The sequence below is a fragment of the Microbacterium sp. MMO-35 genome (assembly GCF_037147555.1).
In the GTDB taxonomy this organism is placed as follows: domain Bacteria; phylum Actinomycetota; class Actinomycetes; order Actinomycetales; family Microbacteriaceae; genus Microbacterium.
Genome location: NZ_JBBCVH010000001.1, coordinates 97,075 through 115,631 on the forward strand (window position 1 = coordinate 97,075; position 18,557 = coordinate 115,631).

An 18,557-nucleotide genomic window follows, 5' to 3' on the forward strand; every position below is an offset into this window, starting at 1 on the left:
GGGGCGTCGCGGAATCGCGCTCCGCCGCGGCACGAGACGAGCACGGCGCTCTCGACGGGCTCCGTCTCGGCGATCCCCCAGCAAGCCCCTCGGCACAATGAGAGCCGCACGTCCACGCCCCAGAAGGAGACCCATGTCCTGGCTTGTCACCGGCGGCGCCGGCTACATCGGATCGCACGTCGTGCGCGCGCTGGCGCAGGCCGGCCTCGTGCCGGTCGTCCTGGACGACCTGTCCAGCGGCATGGCCTCGTTCGTGCCCGAGGGCGTCGCCTTGGTGCAGGGCAGCATCCTCGACCGCGAGCTGGTCGAGCGAACACTGCGCGAGCACGCGGTGCAGGGCGTGATCCACGTCGCCGGCTTCAAGTACGCCGGCGTCTCGGTGCAGCGGCCGCTGCACACCTATGCGCAGAACGTCGAGGGCACCCGGGTGGTCCTCGAGGCCATGGCCGCGGCCGGGGTCGACAAGATCGTGTTCTCCTCGTCCGCCGCGGTGTTCGGCACGCCCGACGTGCCGCTCGTCATCGAGGAGACCGAGAAGCGCCCGGCGAGCCCGTACGGGGAGTCGAAGCTCATCGGCGAGTGGCTGCTGCGCGACCAGGCGATCGCGACGGCCGGATCCGAGAAGCCGCTCGCGCACACCTCGCTGCGCTACTTCAACGTCGTCGGATCCGCGGATCCGTCGGTCTACGACGTGAGCCCGCACAACCTCTTCCCGATCGTCTTCGAGAAGCTCCTCGCGGGCGGGACCCCGCGCATCAACGGCGACGACTACGCCACGGCGGACGGCACGAACGTGCGCGACTACGTGCACGTCGGCGACATCGCCCTGGCCCACGTCGCCGCCGCCCAGCGGATGATCGCGGGCGAGCCGATCGAGGCCGCCTACAACCTCGGCTCCGGCGACGGCCTCTCGGTGCGCCAGATCATGGATGCGATGGCGCGGGTGACCGGCATCGCCTTCACGCCCGAGATCGGGCCGCGCCGCCCGGGCGACCCCGACCGGATCGTCGCGACCGGGCAGCGCGCCGCGCGAGACCTGGACTGGCGGATGCGGCACACGGTCGACGAGATGGTGCGCTCCGGCTGGGAGGCCCGCCGCGCCGCGGGCTGAGCCTCGGCTCCTCCCGCCGAGCGCACGGCTCGCTGCCGAGCGCACGGCTGGTCGGCGCCGGGATGCCGTGCACTCGACAGGATCCGGTGCACTCGCCGATCCCGGGGTCGTCGAACGAGCCCGGCCGGAGGCCGCGCAAGACGAGATGCCGCCCGCTCACGAGAGCGCCGCGTTTCGTCTCGGTCGCCTGCGGCGTCCTCGCTCAACGACCCCGAATGTCTCGGCTCAACGACCCCGAACGGGGTTCACACGCCGGGAGTCAGCCCTGGGGTGCGTTGGCCGCGGCGATCAGCCGGTCGACGCCCGCACGGTCCAGCCCCCAGCCGAAGGAGGGGAGCCGGCCGATCGGGAACGAGCCCATCATCTTCTCCATGGCCTCGCCCGACAGGACGCCGTCGCCCTCTCCGAGCTGCGCCTGGATCGCCGCGAAGGTGCTCGCGATCATCGGCCCGGCGACCGGGTGCGCGAAGACGGCGGCGAGCGTGGACTCGGGCGTGAGCGGCACGACGACCGTGTCGCCGGCGACCTCGACGACGGCGGATCCGCGCAGGTCTCGGCTCGACGCCCCGACCTCGACGCGGTAGGCGCCGCCCTCGACGACGAAGCGGTCGACGCGGATGTCCCAGTACGCGAGGTCCTCGCGGCGCACGGTCAGCACGACGTCCGCCGTGGCGCCCGCGGCGATCTCGACCGAGGCGAACGCCTTGAGCTCGCGGGGAGCGCGCTCGACCGCCGACGCCACAGGGGCGACGTAGACCTGCACGACCTCACGGCCGTCGCGGGATCCGGTGTTCGTCACGGGGACGGTCACCTCGATGTCGCCGGACGCCGCGACGACCGCGGAGACCGCGCCGTAGGAGAACGCGGAGTACGACAGGCCGTGGCCGAACGGGAAGGTCACCGCGATGTCGCGGGCGTCGTACCAGCGGTAGCCGACGAGGATCCCCTCGCCGTAGCGGACATGCCCGTTCGAGCCGGGGAAGTTGCCGAACGCCGGGGTGTCCTCGATGCGGTGCGGGATCGTCTCGGCGAGGCGGCCTGAGGGGTTCACCGTGCCGAGCAGCACGTCGACGGTGGCGGATCCGCCGGCCTGGCCGAGGAGCCACGCCTCCAGGATCGCCGGCACGCGGTCGGCGAACGGCAGCGCGACGACCGCGCCGTTCGAGAGCACCACGACGGTCCGCGGGTTCGCGGCCACGACGGCGTCGAGCAGCGCGAGCTGGTGCGCGGCCAGGTCGATGTGCTCGCGGTCGAAGCCCTCGGACTCCTCGGCGTCGGTGAGACCGAGGAACACCACGGCCACGTCGCGGGACGCGGCGAGCGCGACCGCCTCGTCGCGGAGGGCGTCCTGCCCCGACGCTGCCGGGTCGAAGGCGAAGCCCGGCGCGAAGGCGACGCGGTCGCCCAGCTCCGCGGTCAGCGCGTCGAGTGCGGAGTCCACCCGGGTGGGGTTGATGTGGGAGGATCCGCCGCCCTGGTAGCGCGGGGTGCGGGCGAACTCGCCGATGAGCGCCACTGTGGCCGACGGCGCGAGCGGGAGCAGGGGCGCCCCGTCGACGGGCTCGTTGCGCAGCAGCACGATCGAGCGCCCGGCGACCTCACGGGCGAGCGCGTGGTGCGCCTCCACGTCGAGCGGACCGGCGACGGCGGGGCGGGCCTGGGCGAGGCCGACGAGGTCGAGCACGCGTCCGGCGGACGCATCGAGCGCCGAGGCCACGGCCGGGTCGGAGTCCGCGGCGAGCGCCACCGCACGATCGGGCGCGCCGTCGCCACCGGGCATCTCCAGGTCGAGCCCGGCGACGAGCGCCGCGACGCGGTCGTTCACCGCACCCCAGTCGGAGACGACGAGCCCGTCGAAGCCCCACTCGTCCCGCAGCACCTGGGTGAGCAGCCAGGGATCCTGGGACGCGTAGACGCCGTTGATCTTGTTGTACGAGCACATCACGGTCCACGGCTGCGCGTCCTTGACGACGCGCTCGAAGCCGCGCAGGTAGATCTCGCGGAGCGGGCGGGGATCGACGTCGCTCGACGCGGTCATCCGCTCGAACTCCTGGTTGTTGGCGGCGAAGTGCTTGAGCGAGCTGCCGACTCCCTGCGACTGGATGCCCTTCACGAGGCCGGCGCCGATCACGCCCGAGACGATCGGGTCCTCCGACACGTACTCGAAGTTGCGCCCGCAGAGCGGCGAGCGCTTGATGTTGATGCCGGGGCCGAGGATGACGGCGACGTCCTCGATGGCCGACTCGACGCCCAGGGCGACGCCGACGCGCTCGGCGAGAGCGGGATCGAACGAGGATCCGAGGCCGGATGCGGGCGGGAAGCAGGTGGCGGGAACGCTGTTGCCGAGGCCCAGGTGGTCGCTCTCGGCCGCCTGCTTGCGCAGGCCGTGCGGGCCGTCGGTGACCATGATCGACGGCACGCCGATCCGATCGATCGCCTTGAGCGTCCAGAAGTCCTTGCCGCTGGTCAGCGACGCCTTCTCCTCGGTGCTCAGCTCGGAAAGGTGGTCTCGGGGCGTGGTCATGTCGACTCCTTCGTGGACGACTCTCGGGTGACGGGCAGGGCCAGTCGATCAGGTTGTGCGATAAAAAGCAAGCGTTACTCGGTTTTAAGCGGACGCGGATCCGATCCGGCGATAGTCTCGGGACCATGGCACGACGTGGTTCGTACGCGAAAGGGATCGCGAAGCGGGAGGAGATCCTGCGCACCGCCCTGTCCGTGATCGCCCGGGAGGGCTACCACGGCGCCTCGGTGAAGGAGCTCGCCGAGGCCGTCGGGCTGAGCCAGGCGGGCCTGCTGCACTACTTCGACAGCAAGGACGAGCTGTTCGTCGAGATCCTGCGCACCCGCGACGAGGTCGACCTGGCCGGCCATGTGGAAGCGGTGGAGGCCGCCGACCTCGACGACCTCCGCGAGGGGTACCTCGACATCGTGCGGCACAACGCCCGCGTGCCGGGGCTCGTCGAGCTGTTCACCCGCCTCGCCGCCGATGCCGCGGACCCCGAGCACCCGTCCCGCGCCTTCTTCGAGGAGCGGAGCACGGCGCTGCGCGACCGCTGGGCCGGGACCATCGCCGAGGCCCAGGCCGCAGGGCGGATCCGCCCAGGGCTGGACCCCGCGCTCGCGGCCCGGCTGCTGCAGGCGGTGTCCGACGGGGCCCAGATGCAGCTGCTGGTCGAGCCCGAGCTCGACATGACGACCCTCATCGACGCGCTCTTCGACCTCATGCAGGCAACCGGATCCGAGACCCCCCGGGGCCGTTGACCCCCGGGGTCGTTGAGCGAGCGCCGAGCGCCAGCGAGGAGCGAGACGAAACGTCGCGCCCTCGCGAGAGCACCGCGTTTCGTCTCGCTCGCTTTCGCGTGCTCGCTCAACGACCCCGAAGGGGGCACCCGGCCGGCGGCGCGGCTGCGCGGCGATCTCGCCGGTGAGCGCGTTTCGTCTCGCGCGGCCTTCGGCCGTGCTCGCTCAACGACCGGCGGTGAACAGCGGCCGTACCGAGGCGTAGGCGTCGCGCTGCTCGCGGGAGGGCGTGTCGAACACGCGGGCGTTCCCGTCGCGGTCGTGGCGCGTCCACCCCGGATCCCTGTTCGCGATGAACGCGACCGCGGCCCCGTGCAGCTCGTCGGCGAGCGCCTGCGGCGGATTCGGGCCGGCCAGCGGCACCATCGCAGGACCGTCCAGGCAATCGAAGAAGAACGGCACGTCGAGGCAGTGCTCGGCGAACCCGAAGGTGCCGGACGGCCACGAGAACCGGTAGACCCAGGTGGGCGCGGCACCGCGGTCGGCGACGATGCGCAGGATCGCGACCCGGAACATCCTGTCGGTCAGCACGCGTCCAGCGAGGCGCGCCTTGCCCTTCGCCACCACATCGGCGTTCGCGGCGAGGTAGCGCTTGCGCGCCTCCTTCGGCACGCCGAGCTTGCCGAGCAGCAGGCCCGTCGGCACCCAGCGCAGCTTCTTCTCCGCGCCGGCCATCGCCATGGTGAACTCGTCGTCCGTCGCGCCGAGCACGAGGGGCTTGTCGGATCCGACTCCGGCGCGGAACGACTCGGGCGTCGGGCGCAGGATGAGGTCGCCGTCGACGGACGGGCCGAGCGGCAGCCCGTTCTCGACGACGTCGCTCATGTCGCCGCCGTCGAACGCGGTGAGCTTCTTCTGCACCTCGAGGATCCGCTCCTCGCTCAGCGCGCCGAGGCCCTCCCGGGTCGGGGCGACGCCGAGCTCGGCGGCCAGACGGCGGCCGAACTCCTCCGATCGCGCGGCCGACACGTCCGCGAGCGCGCCGGAGATCGCGTAGACGCCGTGGAAGAGATGCTGCGCCTTCTCCATGCCGAGCAGGGTCATCACCGCGCCGCCGCCGGCGGACTGCCCGGCGATCGTGACCCGGGCGGGGTCGCCGCCGAATGCGCCGATGTTGCGCTGCACCCACTCGAGGGCCAGCAGCCAGTCGCGCACGCCGCGGTTCGACGGGGCGTCCTCGATCCAGCCGAAGCCGTCGAAGCCGAGGCGATACGAGAGGGTCACGGTCACGACGCCGTCGCGGTTGAAGTTGCGCCCGTCGTACCAGGGGCTGGCCGGGGATCCGGCGAAGTAGCCGCCGCCATGGATGTAGACGAGCACGGGCATGCCCGCGCCGTCGGCGTCGCCTCCGGCCGGGATCGTCGGCGTGTAGACGTTCACGGTGAGCGTGGAGTCGCCCTCCACGCTCGGCTCGGGGATGAGCGTCACCCCGGGGTCGCCGCGCTGCGCCGTCGCGCCGAACGCCGCGGCGTCGAAGACGCCCTCCCACGGCGCCTTGGGCACCGGGGCCGCGAAGCGGAGCTCGCCGACGGGCGCCTCCGCGAAGGGGATCCCGAGGAACGCCGCCGAGCGCAGGTTTCCGCGGGCGCCGGATCCGGGCGGGGTGGTGTCGCGCCAGCGTCCGCGGACGACGCCTTCCACGATCCGCACCTCGGGCTGTGCAAGTGCGGCGTCCGCCGTCGCGGGCGAGGTCTGGGTGTTCTCCATGGGAGTTCCTTTCATGCAGGACGGGGGCTCCCCGCGGCGAGACCGGATCCGATCCGGCCGCGGGGAGGGCGGGCTCCTATCTCACGGACTTGATCGGCGCGATGGCGACGGCGCCGAGGACGGCGAACACGATCGCGAAGACGAACAGCACCGGATAGCCGCCGAGGGATCCGATGATGACCGCGGCGATCGGCGCGCTCAGCGCCTGCGGGATGTTGGTCGCGACGTTGAGGATGCCGAGGTCCTTGCCCGCCGAGGTGCCCTCGTTCGGCAGCACCTCCGTCATGAGCGCGGCATCCACCGACATGTAGAGACCGAAGCCGACGCCGTTGACGATGCTCATGATGATCATGCCGGTCATGCTCGGCATGATCAGCGGGAAGGCGAGCCCCACGGCCATCACGACCGTGGCGACGTAGATGAACACCTTGCGGCGTCCCACCTTGTCGCTCCACCAGCCGGAGAGCGCGATGGCGATCAGCGTGGGGACGAACGCCACGAGCGTCAGGGTCATCACGGCGCCCTGGGCCTGCTGCAGCGGCAGCCTGATGTAGTCGGTCAGGATGTACAGCTGATACGCCGAGACGACGAAGTAGCCGAGGATCAGCAGGAAGCGGCCGGTGAACGCCCAGAAGAAGTCGGGGTGCTTGCGGGGGTTGATCCAGAAGCCCCGGAAGAACGCGCCCCAGCGGAACGGCTCGACCTCCGCGTGCTTCGAGGACCAGTCCTTGTTGAACACCGCGAAGAGGACGGTGACCACGATCACCGCGACGCCGAAGACCGAGTAGCCGAGCCCCAGCTGCCCTCCGAGACCGACCGCGAGCATCACTCCGACCGTCATGCCGAGCTGCGTGCCGAGGCCGATCATGGCGCTCGCTCCGCCGCGCTTCGCCCGCGGGAACCGGTCGGCGGTGATGGTCGTGAGCGGAGCCTGAAGGAAGTTCAGCGCGACCTGGATGACCACCCAGAACACGGTGATCCACATCAGGTCGGCGAGCGACCCCATGCCGAGCAGCAGGACGCCGCCCACCAGCGCGCCGAGCACCATCCACGGCACGCGTCGTCCGAACCGCGAACGGGTGCGGTCGCTGAGGGCACCGGCGATCGGCTGCGCGAACAGGGTGAAGACGAAGGAGGTCGTGGTGACGATCGCGAGGTTGGCGACCTTGTGCTTCTCATCGAGCAGCAGGATCTGCGTGGGCAGCAGGATCGCGATGAGTCCGCCATAGGTGGCGAACAGGGTCATCGAGGCGATGAGCAGGCTGGGCAGCAGCCGCTTGGTCGCCGGCGGGCTTGCGGCCGGCTCCCCCGCGGCGGGAGCGGCGGCCCGGATGAGACCGGTCGGGGCGATCTCCGCGGCGGGATCGGGAGGGGTGATGGTCATGGGATGGCTCCTCGTCGAGCGGATCGGGGCGGATCCAAATCCCGAACAAAGTTTGGGATTGGGATCCGACTCGTATTGTGACATCGAAACCTGAACACTGCAAGGGTTTGGGCCCATAAGCCGATGGCCGTTCGCGTTTCGGGACGGACGGATATCCTGACTCCATGGCGAAACGGGGGGCGTACGCGAAAGGCGTCGTGAAGCGCGAGGAGATCCTGGAGGCCGCGCTCGAGATCGTCGGCCGGCTCGGCTACCGCAACGCGTCGGTCCGTGAGATCGCCGACGCGGTGGGCCTCAGCCCGGCGGGCCTGCTGCACTACTTCGGCACCAAGGAGCAGCTCTTCGTCGAGATCCTGCGCGCCCGCGATCTGCGCGACACCGAGGGCGACGACGATCGCGACTTCGTCGAGGCCTTCCTCGCCGTCGTGCGGCACAACCCCGAGGTGCCGGGTCTCGTGCAGCTCTACACCCAGGTGCAGGCCGAGGTCGCCGACCCCGACCACCCTGCGCGCGCCTTCTTCCTCGAGCGCACCGAGCGCGTGCACGCGGCCGCCCGCTCCGCGTTCCTCGAGGCGCAGGCACAGGGGCGCATCCGTGCCGACCTGGATCCAGAGTGGATCATCCGCGCCGGGCACGCGCTCGCCGACGGGCTGCAGAACGCCTGGATGCTGGATCCGACCATCGACATGGCCGCCGACGTCGAGCAGTTCTTCGCCCTGCTGAAGCCCTGAGCCGGGCAGGTCGAGTCCGGTCGTCCTCGCCCCCCGTTCCGGACTCCGTCGATCCGGGTGCGCGGAGTCTCGCGGTGGACGCGGCCGGCCGGATCGACGGAGTTCGGCACCGGAGACCGCCGGATACGCTGATCCGATGACCGCCGACGCGCCCCTCGCCCAGACCGACGCCGGGACCGTCCGCGGATTCTGGCGGGGCGGTCCTGGCACATCGGGCGCCTCGGCCGCCTTCCTCGGGATCCCGTTCGCCGCGGCCCCCGTCGGCGAGCGGCGCTTCGCCGCGCCTCAGCCGCCCGAGCCCTGGTCCGGCGTCCGCGACGCGACGACCTTCGGGCCCACCGCCCAGCGCGGCGACAAGGGCGAGACCCTCATCCCCGAGCCGAGCATCCCCGGCGCCGCGACGCTCAACGTCAACGTCTTCACCCCGGCGCTCGACGGCGCGCTGCCGGTCATGGTGTGGATCCACGGCGGCGGCTACGTCGACGGCTCCCCGGCGAGCCCCTGGTACGACGGCGCCGCCTTCAACCGCGACGGCGTGGTGACCGTGTCGCTCTCGTACCGACTGGGCTTCGACGGCTTCGGGCTGATGGACGGCGCCCCCGCCAACCGCGGGGTGCTGGACTGGATCGCAGGCCTGGAGTGGGTGCAGCGCAACATCGCGGCCTTCGGCGGGGATCCGTCGCGCGTGACGATCGCCGGGCAGTCGGCCGGCGGCGGGGCCGTGCTCACCCTCCTCGGGCTGGAGCGCGCGCAGCACCTGTTCCACGCGGCGATGGCCTTCTCCCCCGCGCTCGCCGACATCGCCCCGGATCTGGCATCGCGGCGCACCAGGGCGCTGGGCGTGCTGCTCGGCTGCGCGCCCGACGCCGACGGCTTCCGCACCGTACCCGAGCGCACCCTGCAGCGCGCGCAGCCGAAGGCGGCCCTGCTCGGCGCGACCCGGCTCAAGGCCCTGCTCGCCCCGCTCGCCGAGGGCCTGCCCTGGGGCCCCGTGATCGACGGCGACATCCTCCCGCGCCCCGCTGTCGAGGCGCTGCAGGCAGGGATCGGCGCCGGCAAGCCGCTGCTGCTCGGCGCGACGGACGACGAGTTCACGATGACCCTGGACCGGGCCCCCGGGGTGCTGCGGTTCGTGCCGGCGGCCTTCGCACTGGCCCTGCTCAGCCGGGATCGCCGCGTGCGCCGCGCCTACCTCGCCGCGAACCGGGAGCAGCGCCGCCGCGGCACTCCCGCGCTGCTCGGCCGGTTCGTGACGGACCGGGTGTTCCGCTCGCTCGTGGTGCGGGCCGCCCAGGCCAGGGGCGACGCCCCCACCTGGGCCTACCGCTTCGCCTGGGTCTCCCCCGCGAAGGGCTGGTCATGCCACTGCCTCGACGTGCCGTTCTGGTTCGACGTGCTCGACGACCCGTTCGTGGAGCGCCTGGCCGGCCCCACCCCGCCGCAGCACCTCGCGACCGAGATGCATGCCGTCGCGACGCGGTTCGTCGAGGACGGCGACCCGGGCTGGCCGCAGTGGCGCACGGATCCGGGGCTCTCCCGCGTCTTCGGCGGCGGTCCGGCCGAGCCCGCGCTGTCGGCCACCGCCTACGACGGCGCGCTGCCGCTGGCGTGAGCAGGACCCGTCGGGTTCGTCTCGCGCACAATTCAGGCTGAAAGCCGCCGTCGCGGTCTCCATCCGGCACCGCGGGCCGTCCATCGGCATTCCAGCCTGAATTGCGAGCCGACGAACACGACGAACCCGCCGTCCAGGGAGCGGACGGCGGGTCCGAGTCTCAGCGAGGCCCGAGCGGGCCGGATCCGATCAGGCGATCGGGTCCAGCAGCGGGATCTCGTAGCGGTGCGGCGTGCCGAAGCGGTGCGCCGTGACCGAGACCGCCTGCTCGCGCAGGAAGGTCAGGATCTCGACGCGGCCGGCGGCGACCACCGGGTTCGCGTACAGCGCGAGGCTCGGCGAGCCGTTCACGGCAGCCGCGGTCTCGGCCGCGGCCGTGCCGATGAGCCGCACGCGGCCGTCGCGCGCGGCGAGGCGCTGGGCGTGCGCGGCCCAGGAGCTCGCGTCCTCGGTGGCTACCGTGACGTCCTGCGTGCCGAGCCAGGTGGCCACGGCGCCGGGCAGCGGAGCGAGCGTCGAGACCGTGACGCGGGCGCGGGCACGGCGACCGGCGGCGACCACGCGGATCAGCTCGGCGATCCGCGAGCCCTCGAAGCGCACCGTGACCGGCACGGCCTGGTAGCGCAGCGCGTTCTGCTCGGTCACGAGGCCGGTGGCGTCGCGCACCACGCCGAACTCGTCGGCCCAGGCGTCGATGTCGGTGGCCAGCGCGCCGCGCAGCCACGCGATGTCGGCGTCCGCGTCGCCTGCGGCGGCGAGCGCGCCCACGGCTCCGGTCGCGAGCGCGTCGAGCTCGCGCGTCGATGCGACGGGGGCGTCGGTCCACTCCGAGAGGCCGACGAGGTAGTTCGGGCCCCCGGCCTTGGATCCGGCACCGACGGCGGCCTTCTTCCAGCCGCCGAACGGCTGACGCTGCACGATCGCGCCGGTGGTGCCGCGGTTGACGTAGACGTTCCCCGCCTGGATGGCGGCGAGCCACGTCTGGATCTCGTCCTCGTCCAGGGAGTGCAGGCCCGAGGTAAGTCCATAGTCGATGTCGTTGACGATGTCGATCGCCTCGTCGAGGGAGCCGGCGGTCATGATGCCGAGCACCGGGCCGAAGTACTCGACGCGGTGGAACTCGGATCCGCGCTTCACGCCGTCGCGGATGCCGGGGCGCCAGAGCTGCCCGGCGTCGTCGAGCTTCTCGGGCTTCAGCAGCCAGCTCTCGCCCGCGTGCAGCGTGGTGAGCGCGCCGAGCAGCTTCCCCTCGGCCGGACCGATGAGCGGGCCGATGCGGTTCGAGCCGTCCTCCGGCGAACCCACGTCGTAGGCGCGGACCGCGTCGACGAGCTGGCGGCGGAACCGCTCGGAGGTCGCGGCGGATCCGACGAGCACGACGAGCGATGCCGCGGAGCACTTCTGCCCCGCGTGACCGAACGCGGCGTACGCGACGTCCTTCGCGGCGAGGTCGAGGTCGGCCGACGGCGTCACGATGATCGCGTTCTTGCCGCTGGTCTCGGCGAGCAGCGGCAGGTCCTGACGGAAGCCGCGGAACAGCTCGGCCGTCTCGTAGCCGCCGGTGAGGATGACGCGGCCGACGGCCGGGTCGCTCACGAGCTTCGTGCCGAGGTCGCGCCCGTCGAGCTGCACGTACTGCAGCACCTCGCGCGGCACGCCGGCCTCCCACAGCGCCTCGACCATGACCGCGCCGGAGCGGCGGGCCTGACGGGCGGGCTTGATGATGACCGGGGATCCGGTCGCCAGGGCGGAGAGGGTGGATCCGGCCGGGATCGCGACCGGGAAGTTCCACGGCGGGGTGACGACCGTCAGGCCCACGGGCTGCATGGTCGCGCCGTCGACGTCGGCGAGCTTCTTGGCGCTCTCCGCGTAGTAGTGCGCGAAGTCGATCGCCTCGGAGACTTCGGGGTCGCCCTGCTCGATGACCTTGCCGGCCTCGGATCCCATGACCTCCAGCAGGTCGGCGCGGCGCGCTTCGAGCACGTCGCCGGCCTTGTGCAGGATCGCGGCGCGTCCCTCGGCGCCGAGCGCACGCCAGGCCTCGCCCGCGGCGACCGCGGTCGCGATCGCGGCGTCGACCTGCTCGGCGGTCGCGAGGGTGTTCGCCGCCACGGTCGCGTTGCCGAGCTCGGAGCCCGCCATGCGGGCGCGGATCGCGTCGCCCCAGGCGCGGTTCGCCGCGAGAGACGGGTCGGTGTCGGGGGCGTTCAGGAAGCCGTCGGTGAGACCGGGGGCGGCCGGCGCGGTGCGGTCCTGGACGCGGTTCGTGCCGGGCACCTCGGTCGGCACCGAGCGCACGGAGGCGAGGAAGCGCTCCTTCTCACGCTCGAAGAGCTTCGGGTCCGCGTCGAGGTCGAAGACCGCCGACATGAAGTTCTCCTGCGACGCCCCCTCCTCCAGGCGGCGGATGAGGTACGCGATCGCCACGTCGAACTCGTCCGGGTGCACGACCGGCGTGTAGAGCAGCAGGGATCCGACCGTGCGCTTGACGACCTGCGCCTGAGCCGAGGCCATGCCGAGCAGCATCTCGAACTCGATGCCCTCGGTCACGCCGCGCTTCGAGGCCAGCAGCCACGCCAGGGCGATGTCGAAGAGGTTGTGGCCCGCGACACCGATCCGCAGGTTGGCCACGTGCTCGGGGCGCAGCGCGTACTCCAGCACGGCCTTGTACGAGGCGTCGGACTGCTGCTTGGTCGACCAGGTGGCGAGCGGCCAGCCGTGCGACTCGGCGTCGACGGTCTCCATGGGCAGGTTGGCGCCCTTGACGACCCGCACCTTGATCGGCGCCCCGCCGTCGGCCACGCGCTTCGCCGCCCACTCCTGCAGGCGGATCATGGCGCCGAGGGCGTCGGGCAGGTAGGCCTGCAGCACGATGCCCGCCTCGAGGGTCTTGAACTCGGGGCGGTCGAGGATGTCCGTGAAGACCGCGATCGTGAGGTCGAGATCCTTGAACTCCTCCATGTCGAGGTTGATGAACTTCGCGGATCCGTCTGGCATGCCCTTCAGAGCGATCCGGTAGAGCGGCAGGAGCGCCTCGGCGGCGTCGGCCACGGCGGCGTCGAACGCCCACGGGCTGTGCGGGGCGACGGTCGAGGACACCTTGATCGAGACGTAGTCGACGTCGTCGCGCTCGAGCAGACGGCGGGTGCCCTCCAGGCGGCGAGCGGCCTCTTCGCGGCCGAGGATCGCCTCGCCGAGCAGGTTGATGTTGAGTTTCACGCCCTGGGTGTCGCGGATGTGCGCGATGGCCTTGCCGAGCTTCTCGTCGCGGGCGTCGACGATGAGGTGGCGCACCATCTGGCGCAGCACGGTGCGGGCGGCGGGCACGACGATGCCGGGGACCATGCCGGCGGCGAATCCGCCGAGACCGATCGCGCCCTTCATCGGGGCGGGCAGGAAGCCGGGGGTCAGCGGGACGAGCTCGGTGAGCTTGGCGGCGGCGACCTTGAGGTCCTCCGGGCGCACGACGCCGTCGACGAAGCCCACCGTGAAGTCGAGGCCGTTGGGGTCGCGCAGCACGCCGGCGAGACGCTGACCGGCCGCATCGACGGGCACCTCGCGGCTCTCCACGAGCCACTTCCTGACGAGGGCGACGGCGTCGTCGGCGAGGGCGGAGAGATCGTCGATGCCGGCTGCGGTGCCGACGGGGCTTTCGTTCGCGGTCATGGTTCCTCGGGGGTTCGTTGCTGTGGCGGGGGTTCGGTGCTGTGGCGGTGGTTCGGTGCCGTGGCGGGGGTTCGGTGCCCTGGCGGGGGTTCGGCGCCGTGGCGGTGATTCGGTGCTGTGGCGGGGTGTCGCGCACGCGCGCAGGTCGATCGCGCACGCGCGCGGGGCTGCTCCCAGCATGGATCCGATCTCCCTGCAGGAAAAGCGATCATTCACGCCGGGTATCATTCGGTTCTAACGAATGATTTGCCCGCACTGCCCGCGAGACCGAACTTCCGTTCCGAGACCGCCGATCTCCCCGTCGGTCTCGTGACGCAGGTTCGGTTTCGCGGACGATCATCGGGCGCAACGGCGCCGCGGAGACGCGCGCGGAAGGGGGCCGCCATGTTCGAACTGCGGAGGCTGCGGCTGCTGCACGAGTTCGCGCTGCGCGGCACGATCGCCGAGGTCGCGCACTCACTCGCGTACAGCCCGTCCACGGTCTCGCAGCAGCTCGCCCTGTTGGAGCGGGAGGCGGGCGTCCCCCTGCTCGAACCGGACGGACGGCGGATCCGGCTGACCGCCGAGGGCCGGGTCCTCGCCGCGCACGCCGCCCGCGCGCTCGAGCTCGACGAGCAGGCCCGGCAGCTGCTCGCCCAGGCGCCCGCGGAGGCCGTCCGGATCAGCGCCATGCCGACCGCCGCCGAGACGATCGTGCCCGCCGCGCTCACCGCCGTCGCCGCGACGCACCCGCATCTACGCATCGAGATGACCGAGGCGCCGCCCGAGGAGGGCCTGTTCGAGCTGACCGCGCGCCGCTTCGACCTCGTCATCGCGGAGCAGTACCCGGGCCACACCCGGGAGCGTCACGCCGGCAACGTGCACGAGCTGATCGGCGAGGATCCGATCCGGCTCGTGCTCCCTCCGGGCGAGGACCCCCTCCCCCTCGCGCTGCTGCGAGACCGGCCCTGGGTCATGGAGCCGGTCGGATCCGCCGCGCGGCAATGGGCGGTGCAGCAGTGCCGCGCGGCCGGATTCGAGCCCGACGTGCGCTTCGAGGCGGCCGACCTGACCGCGCACGTGCGGCTCATCGAAGCCGGGCACGCGGTCGGGATGCTGCCCGACCTGATCTGGGGCGATGTCCCGCCGCCGGTGGTGCTGACCGACCTCCCCGGATCCCCCGTGCGCGAGGTGTTCACCGCGGTGCGCGAGTCGACACGCGGGTCCGAGGCGATCGCGGCCGTCCACGCTGCCCTGGCCGCCGCGTTCGCCTAGCACCGCCCCCGTCGCTGACCCGCCGGGACGGGCGCCGGTTCGGGTCGGGGCGCCGGGTCGGGGCGCGGCGCGCGCGATTCAGCGCGCGGCGGGTCGTGGCGCCGGGTCGGGGCGCGACTCCTACGCCAGGTCGGGGCGCGGCGCGGCGCGGCGCGCGTGATTCAGCGCGCCGCGGGCCCGTGCCACTCCCCCGCGAGCGGGCCGCTCAGCCGCGCGCGCAGCCCGAGCCGGGGACCCGAACCCTGCACCCGTGCGACGATCCGCACAGCCTGTGACGATCGGCACAGATCCGGTCGTCATCCGTGTGCCGATCGTCGCACGGTGTGCTGATCGTGACAGCGCGCGCAGCCCCGCGAGCGGGCCGCTCAGCCCTCGCGCACCGTCGCGTGCGGGATCCGCTGGCGCATCACGTGCACCGCCTCCGCGCTCACGTCGACGAGCAGGGCGTCGCGGCCGAGCGCCGCGGCGACGGCGCCCGCGGTGCCGGATCCCGCGAACAGGTCCAGCACCCGATCGCCGGGCCGACTGGACGCCTGCACGATGCGGCGCAGGATCCCCTCCGGCTTCTGCGTGGGGTAGCCGGTCTTCTCCCGCCCCGTGGTCGGCACGATCGTGTGCCACCACACGTCGGTGGGGAGCTTGCCGCGTTCGCGTTTGGCGGCGCTGACCAGGCTCGGCGCCATGTACGGCTCGCGCTCGATGTCGTCGACGTTGAACACGTGCGCACCCGGGGTCTTCACGTAGACGAGGATCGTGTCGTGCTTGGTGGGCCAGCGCGTGCGCGGCTTGGCGCCGTAGTCGTAGGCCCAGATGATCTCGTTCAGGAAGCAGTCCCGACCGAACACGGCGTCGAGCATGACCTTGGCGTAGTGCGCCTCGCGGTAGTCGAGGTGCAGGTACAGCGTGCCGTCGTCGGCGAGCAGCCGCCAGGCCTCCTCGAGCCGCGGCATGAGGAAGTCGCCGTAGTCGTCGAAGCGGTCGTCGTAGGCGTGCAGCAGCTCGCGCACGCGCTCGTAGCGGTGCCCGTGGAAGCCGTGGTTCACCTCACGCCCCGGTACAGAACGCAGGAGCTCCGGTGTGCCGTCGGTGTTCGTCCCGCGTAATTCCGCGGATCCAGGATCGCCGGCATCCGGCATCTCCTGCGTTGTGCCAGCCGGACGGTCGGCACGACGGCTCGAGACGGCGTGCCGCTCCTGCGTGCGGCCGGTGTTGAACGGCGGATCCAGGTAGATCAGCGTGAACGCGGAGTCCGGAAGGGTGCGGGCGACGTCGAGCGCCTCCCCGTGCACGATCTCGACGACCCCAGGCACCGGCGCAGCCCCGGGCGACCCGGGCGCGGCCGCAGGCGCGGGCTCGACGGGCCTCCGCGCGGCCCCCGGCCCAGGCGACCCCGGCGCGGCCTCGGCCCCCGGCCCAGGCGCGGCGCCCGGCGACCCGGGCGCGGGCTCGACGGACCCCGGCGCGGCCCCCGGCCCCGGCGCAGCACCCGGCGAACCAGGCGCGGGCACGACGGGCCCCGGCGCGGCACCGCGCGACCCAGGCGCGGCCTCGTCAGCCTCGGGCGCCTCGACCGCCTCGACCGGATCCGACCTCGTCTTCCGGCCCGGGGAACCCCCCTCGGCGGCCGGGCTCACGGGACCCGGTGCAGCCACGCCTCGGTGGCGAACTTCGTGCGCACGAGCTCCTCCGCGGCCGCGTACTCGTCGGCGGAGATCGTGCCGTCCTCGGCGCCCGTGAGCGAACGGAACGTGCCCTTGAAGCGCTCGATGATCTCGGCGCGACTGAGACCGGTCTGACTGCGCAGCGGATCAACCCGCTTGGCCGCCGACGCCGTGCCCTTGTCGCTGAGCTTCTCGCGTCCGATGCGCAGCACCTCGGTCATCATCTGGCCGTCGATGTCGTACGAGAGCGTGGCGTGGTGCAGCACTCCGCCGTTGGCCAGCCGCTTCTGCGCGGCGCCGCCGATCTTGCCGCTGGGGCCGGCGATGTCGTTGAGCGGCTGGTAGACGGCGTCGATGCCGAGCGAGCGCAGGGCCTGCAGCACCCAGTCGTCGAGGAACGCGTAGGAGTCGGCGAAGGTCATCCCCTGCACGAGCGACGCGGGCACGTAGAGCGAGTAGGTGATGATCTGGCCGGCGGCCATCATCATCGCGCCGCCGCCGGAGATCCGGCGCACGACGTCGAAGCCGTGCTTCGCAGCCCCTTCCGGATCCACCTCGTTGCGGTAGGACTGGAAGGATCCGATCACGACCGCGGACTCGTCCCACTCCCAGATCCGCAGTGTCGGACGGCGCCGGCCTTCGCCGACGCGGGTGGTGAGCACCTCGTCGAGCGCGAGGTTCATGCGCGGGGAGACCGCCTTCTCGTGCAGGATCTCCCAGTCGAAGTCGCGCCAGCCGGGCGCGGTCACCAGGGCGCGGCGGACGGCGGTGCCCACGGCCTCGGGCGTGAGGCCCAGCAGCTGCGCCCCCTCGGGGAGCGCCGCACGCACCGCGGCGGCGATGGCCGAGGCGTCGGTCTCCACGGGCAGGCCGGTGACGGCGGCGTTGATGTCGTCGAGCGCGTCGTCCGGCTCGAGGAAGAAGTCGCCCGCCAGCCGGAAGCCGGCGATCGCGCCGTCCGTCACCTCGAAGTCGACGACGACGAGCTTGCCGCCAGGAACCTTGTACTCACCGTGCACCGGTCCAGCCTACGCGGCGGCACGGCGAGCGGCGGCGTGCCGGAGCTCCGGCCGTTCTGCAGGGAGGCCGAGGCGTTGTGCAGGGCCGGACGGCCGAGACCGAGTCTCGACCCACGGAACGGCGAGGATTTCCGGGCGACGCCCCTGCAGAACGCCGAAGGTCCCTGCAGAAGAGCCCGGGTGGGGATCTGCCTCAGTCGCGCGGCGGCACGTGCTTGTCGAGCCAGGCGAGCAGGTCGGCGCGCACCTCGGCCTGCTGCAGCTCGTTGAAGATCTCGTGGCGCGCATCGGGGTAGACGAGCGTCGTCACATCGGTGAGCCCCGACCGGTTGCGGTAGTCGTCGGCGAGACGGTGCACGCTGCGCGGCCCGCCGACCGGGTCGTCGCGGCCGACCATGAGCAGCACGGGCACGTCTTTCGGGAAGTCCTTGCCGGGCCGTCCGTACAGCCGCGCGGCCTCGATCGGCCCGAACAGCTTCAGCAGCGGCACCTCGGTCGTCAGCGGATCGGCGCGGAACGCCTCCCACACCGCCGGGTCGCGCGTGAGCCACTCGAGCCCGTGGGCGTCCGGCCCCTTCCACCGCGCGTTCAGCGGCATCGAGTTGAGGTCGGTCGGGGTGCGGTGGGCGGATCCGGTGAGGATCACCGCGTCGTAGGCGTCGGGATGCGCGTTGAGCACCATCTGGGCGAGGAAGGATCCCCAGGAGTGACCGAGCAGCACGAGCGGCAGCCCGGGGTTCTCCGCACGGATGAGCTCGGTCAGCTGCCATTCGTCGGCCACGACCGCGCGCATGCCGCCGGGGCCGAGCCGCCCCAGCTTCGCCGCGTCGCCGTGCTGCTTCATGCCCGTGCGCCCATGGCCGCGATGGTCATCGGCATAGACCGTGAAGCCGGCCGCCGTGAGCTCGGCGATCACCGCCCCGTAGCGGCCCGCGTGCTCGCCGACGCCGTGCAGCAGCTGCACGACTCCCCGTGGGGTGACGCCGGAGGCGGCGGGGTGGACGTCGTAGACGATCGCGATGCCGTGTGCGTCGATGAACTCGGCGGTGCGGGACTCAGCCATGCCCCGAGTCTACGGATCCGGCTGCCGCACGCCGCATCGGGTCCGC

The 18,557-nt window shown here is 72.3% G+C and carries 12 protein-coding genes; 5 read left to right on the forward strand and 7 right to left on the reverse strand.

The window, feature by feature from the left end; all coding sequences use genetic code 11:
• Positions 1-133: 133 nt before the first annotated feature.
• Positions 134-1,111, forward strand: a complete 978-nt coding sequence (gene galE, locus WFJ01_RS00415) for a UDP-glucose 4-epimerase GalE (RefSeq protein ID WP_336627868.1) — start codon at positions 134-136, stop codon at positions 1,109-1,111.
• Between the two features lie 259 nt (positions 1,112-1,370).
• Here galE and WFJ01_RS00420 read toward each other — a convergent pair whose 3' ends face one another.
• Entirely contained in the window at positions 1,371-3,635 is a 2,265-nt protein-coding gene (locus WFJ01_RS00420; RefSeq protein ID WP_336627869.1) for a glycoside hydrolase family 3 C-terminal domain-containing protein, read from the reverse strand.
• Positions 3,636-3,760: 125 nt separating this feature from the next.
• Between WFJ01_RS00420 and WFJ01_RS00425 the strand changes: the two genes are divergently transcribed.
• Positions 3,761-4,375, forward strand: a complete 615-nt coding sequence (locus tag WFJ01_RS00425) for a TetR/AcrR family transcriptional regulator (protein WP_292887539.1) — start codon at positions 3,761-3,763, stop codon at positions 4,373-4,375.
• 204 nt (positions 4,376-4,579) lie between these two features.
• Here WFJ01_RS00425 and WFJ01_RS00430 read toward each other — a convergent pair whose 3' ends face one another.
• Positions 4,580-6,121 (reverse strand): carboxylesterase/lipase family protein, encoded by a 1,542-nt coding sequence (locus WFJ01_RS00430; protein ID WP_336627870.1) that lies wholly within the window; start codon positions 6,119-6,121, stop codon positions 4,580-4,582.
• A 76-nt stretch (positions 6,122-6,197) separates the two neighbouring features.
• Entirely contained in the window at positions 6,198-7,505 is a 1,308-nt protein-coding gene (locus tag WFJ01_RS00435; RefSeq protein WP_336627871.1) for an MFS transporter, read from the reverse strand.
• 164 nt (positions 7,506-7,669) lie between these two features.
• On the opposite strand from WFJ01_RS00435, the gene WFJ01_RS00440 reads away from it, so the two are divergent.
• Both WFJ01_RS00440 and WFJ01_RS00445 read left to right on the forward strand, forming a co-directional pair.
• The gene (locus WFJ01_RS00440) at positions 7,670-8,236 is read left to right on the forward strand and encodes a TetR/AcrR family transcriptional regulator (protein ID WP_251447997.1); all 567 of its coding nucleotides are present in this window, start codon (positions 7,670-7,672) and stop codon (positions 8,234-8,236) included.
• A gap of 136 nt (positions 8,237-8,372) precedes the next feature.
• Complete coding sequence (locus tag WFJ01_RS00445; protein WP_336627872.1) at positions 8,373-9,848, forward strand: carboxylesterase/lipase family protein; 1,476 nt, start codon at positions 8,373-8,375, stop codon at positions 9,846-9,848.
• Positions 9,849-10,037: 189 nt separating this feature from the next.
• Here the strand turns inward: WFJ01_RS00445 and WFJ01_RS00450 are convergent, their stop codons facing one another.
• Entirely contained in the window at positions 10,038-13,514 is a 3,477-nt protein-coding gene (locus WFJ01_RS00450) for a bifunctional proline dehydrogenase/L-glutamate gamma-semialdehyde dehydrogenase (protein WP_336627873.1), read from the reverse strand.
• A gap of 384 nt (positions 13,515-13,898) precedes the next feature.
• Here WFJ01_RS00450 and WFJ01_RS00455 point away from each other — a divergent pair, with 384 nt between their 5' ends.
• Positions 13,899-14,768 (forward strand): LysR family transcriptional regulator, encoded by an 870-nt coding sequence (locus WFJ01_RS00455; protein WP_336627874.1) that lies wholly within the window; start codon positions 13,899-13,901, stop codon positions 14,766-14,768.
• A 365-nt stretch (positions 14,769-15,133) separates the two neighbouring features.
• On the opposite strand, the gene WFJ01_RS00460 is transcribed toward WFJ01_RS00455, so the two are convergent.
• From WFJ01_RS00460 to WFJ01_RS00470, 3 genes are all read right to left on the reverse strand, one after another.
• Positions 15,134-16,078, reverse strand: coding sequence for a DNA-methyltransferase (locus WFJ01_RS00460; RefSeq protein ID WP_336627875.1), 945 nt, complete (start codon positions 16,076-16,078; stop codon positions 15,134-15,136).
• A 320-nt stretch (positions 16,079-16,398) separates the two neighbouring features.
• Positions 16,399-17,448, reverse strand: coding sequence for a lipoate--protein ligase family protein (locus WFJ01_RS00465; protein ID WP_251442441.1), 1,050 nt, complete (start codon positions 17,446-17,448; stop codon positions 16,399-16,401).
• A 193-nt stretch (positions 17,449-17,641) separates the two neighbouring features.
• On the reverse strand, positions 17,642-18,511 hold the full coding sequence (locus tag WFJ01_RS00470) for an alpha/beta fold hydrolase (protein WP_292887562.1): 870 nt from the start codon (positions 18,509-18,511) through the stop codon (positions 17,642-17,644).
• Between the last annotated feature and the right edge of the window lie 46 nt (positions 18,512-18,557).

Excerpts from the sequence above, each read along its gene's own strand:
- galE (WP_336627868.1), top strand. The coding sequence starts at position 134 with ATGTCCTGGCTTGTCACCGGCGGCGCCGGCTACATCGGATCGCACGTC.
- WFJ01_RS00420 (WP_336627869.1), bottom strand. The coding sequence starts at position 3,635 with ATGACCACGCCCCGAGACCACCTTTCCGAGCTGAGCACCGAGGAGAAG.
- WFJ01_RS00425 (WP_292887539.1), top strand. The coding sequence starts at position 3,761 with ATGGCACGACGTGGTTCGTACGCGAAAGGGATCGCGAAGCGGGAGGAG.
- WFJ01_RS00430 (WP_336627870.1), bottom strand. The coding sequence starts at position 6,121 with ATGGAGAACACCCAGACCTCGCCCGCGACGGCGGACGCCGCACTTGCA.
- WFJ01_RS00435 (WP_336627871.1), bottom strand. The coding sequence starts at position 7,505 with ATGACCATCACCCCTCCCGATCCCGCCGCGGAGATCGCCCCGACCGGT.
- WFJ01_RS00440 (WP_251447997.1), top strand. The coding sequence starts at position 7,670 with ATGGCGAAACGGGGGGCGTACGCGAAAGGCGTCGTGAAGCGCGAGGAG.
- WFJ01_RS00445 (WP_336627872.1), top strand. The coding sequence starts at position 8,373 with ATGACCGCCGACGCGCCCCTCGCCCAGACCGACGCCGGGACCGTCCGC.
- WFJ01_RS00450 (WP_336627873.1), bottom strand. The coding sequence starts at position 13,514 with ATGACCGCGAACGAAAGCCCCGTCGGCACCGCAGCCGGCATCGACGAT.
- WFJ01_RS00455 (WP_336627874.1), top strand. The coding sequence starts at position 13,899 with ATGTTCGAACTGCGGAGGCTGCGGCTGCTGCACGAGTTCGCGCTGCGC.
- WFJ01_RS00470 (WP_292887562.1), bottom strand. The coding sequence starts at position 18,511 with ATGGCTGAGTCCCGCACCGCCGAGTTCATCGACGCACACGGCATCGCG.